Below are 2,331 nucleotides of genomic sequence, written 5' to 3' on the forward strand. Positions count from 1 at the left end.
CAATAATAGCTGTCTTATCTTGTGCATGCTAAGGGGTTTGTTTGCCATGTCGCTAGGAATCTTGTTCGACCCCTAACTTATGCAATCCTAAATCCCCAGTGGTGCACTTTGCAGCGGAATTATTGGTGTACTTTGTGCCGGAATGGCAGTCCCTGAAAATCAATCAGAAAACCAACCTAATCCTAAACAACCCTTACAGACTGGTGTACTTTGGCGCGGAATCGGTGGTGCATATTGGAGCGGAATAGTGGTGTACTTTGGCGCGGAATATCCAACTGAATATTCCGGGGAAAGTACACCACCCGTTCCGGATGAAAGTACACCAGTGAAGAGGCCAATAATCTGCACAGCTGCGCCACTGGGTTTCCAAAGTTAAAGATTTTTTTTCTTCCTCATAGACTTGCCCTTCTTATGGAAAGCTTTCCATAAGAAGGCTGAAAGTATGAGAAAAAAGAAGTAAAATTGTCAGGTCTATGGGAACACTCAACCCGGGACCTACCGGAGGGGGTCAACATGCCCGTTACGGGGGTCAGCATCGACGTTTTATCCAACGGGTTAAAAAGATATGAGAGCAATATTTTCGAAACTTTGGTTAACGAAATTAATTGGAAGCCCAGAAGAAGTGCCTCTGCGGTGGCGTATTTTTCATGCTGCGAATCTGTTTACATGCCTTATGTTGGCTATCGTTCTATCTTTTAACATGGCACAGGGGACTTATAAGGCAGCGGGGTTGGTATCTTTCATAGGAATTTTTCATGGCGCGCTTTATTATCTGTCTCGCGTAAAAAGGCAGTTTACACTGGCGATGATCGGCTTTGTTCTGATCTGCTATGGTGGTGCTGTTACAAACTATTTTGTAAATGATGGCATTAATGGCCCGACCTTATTTATCTTCTTTTTTACATTTCAATTGTTAGTCTCGGTAAACCAAACCCGTTTTCATATATTTTTTATTCTAGCCACATGTGGGGCAGTTTTTACGCTGCTTTTTTTGGAATATAATCATCCTACTTGGATCGATTCCGACTATCCGGATAAACTAACCAGAATTACCAATGTCCTTATTGTTTTTGTCATTGTCCTTTTTTCATTTTATTGGGTAACGCGAATTTTGTTGGATAACTATTACCACCAAAAGAAGAAAGCCGACCAACGCGCCAAGGAAGTGGAAAAGCAACATCGGAAATTGCAGCAAATTACGGAAGAAAAAGATAAACTGTTTTCGATGGTTTTCCATGATTTGAAAAGTCCACTCAGTTCAGTACAACTTTACCTCCAAGCGATGGCAAATTATGACATAAAGGCGGAGACCCATACGTATATTAAAAACAGTCTATTGCAGTTGACCAAAGATACCTCCGCAATGCTGGAAAACATACTGATTTGGATATCTGAACAACAAGATGATAAGAAAGTAGAATTAAAGCGAATTAATTGCCGAGAAATTCTGGAGGACTGTTTAAGGATTGAACAGCCATTCGCGGAATCGAAGGAGGTTTTTATCGTTTGCTCATTGCCCGAAAACAATGAAGTGTTGGGCGACGGGCTAATGACGCAGATGATTTTAAGGGTATTCATTAACAACGCGATCAAGTTTTCTCATAGTGGACAACGAGTTACAGTAAATGCGCATCGAAGTGTCGATAGCTATTTGATCAGTGTATCAGATGAGGGTGTGGGCATACCCATGGAGATACAGACAAAGTTATTCGTTTCCGGTCTTCAATCCACCATTGGAACCGGAAACGAGAAAGGTACCGGGTTAGGCCTTTTATTGGCGAAGCAATACGCTGACAAACAAGGCGACAAAATCCATTTCGTAAGTGTGCCCGATAAGGGCTCAACTTTTACATTGGAATTGCGACTGGCAGAAGAAACCCATTGAAATCACAGCAAATCGCTTAGCGCTTTTTTCAGAGCAGGATGGTCTGTCTTCACCTTGCTGATTACTGTTTTTTCTGTATCGGTTAAGGATACATCTGCTCGTTGGAAAAGCGACAAAATCTTAATGAACAACCAGGGTTGCACATCATTAGTAAATTCGTTGATAAGTATGCTTCGCAGCGAACTGTGCAGGGTAATTGTTTGATTGAGTGCTGTCAGAAGTCGGATTTTTTCGCCGGCCTCCAGCCGAGGGTATACTGTTGTAAGGTCTTTCTGTAAAGACATGGAAGAAAGATTGAGGTTACCCAATGCTTGGAAAGCGTATCCGCCCTATGAACTACATATTTGATTCCTGCAGTTTTCTTTTATAATTCTGCGGATACAAGTCTTTCAGGTTCTTGTGGTTTATGGTCGTGATGTTTTCCAGCGTGTATTTCAGCCACTGGA

At 42.0% G+C, this 2,331-nt stretch carries 2 protein-coding genes; one reads left to right on the forward strand and one right to left on the reverse strand.

What is annotated here, in order from left to right:
- Positions 1 to 991 precede the first annotated feature (991 nt).
- Positions 992 to 1,885 (forward strand): sensor histidine kinase, encoded by an 894-nt coding sequence (locus tag ACFQRK_RS23860; RefSeq protein WP_379010934.1) that lies wholly within the window; start codon positions 992 to 994, stop codon positions 1,883 to 1,885.
- Positions 1,886 to 1,887: 2 nt separating this feature from the next.
- Here the strand turns inward: ACFQRK_RS23860 and ACFQRK_RS23865 are convergent, their stop codons facing one another.
- Positions 1,888 to 2,169 carry a hypothetical protein gene (locus ACFQRK_RS23865; protein ID WP_379010936.1) on the reverse strand — a complete coding sequence of 94 codons (282 nt, stop codon included), beginning with the start codon at positions 2,167 to 2,169 and terminating at the stop codon, positions 1,888 to 1,890.
- Between the last annotated feature and the right edge of the window lie 162 nt (positions 2,170 to 2,331).

Origin of the sequence: Parapedobacter sp. GCM10030251 (assembly GCF_042666505.1) — a bacterium.
Classification (GTDB): domain Bacteria; phylum Bacteroidota; class Bacteroidia; order Sphingobacteriales; family Sphingobacteriaceae; genus Parapedobacter.

Coding starts and splice junctions, on each gene's coding strand:
- ACFQRK_RS23865 (WP_379010936.1), bottom strand. CDS start 2,169: ATGTCTTTACAGAAAGACCTTACAACAGTATACCCTCGGCTGGAGGCC.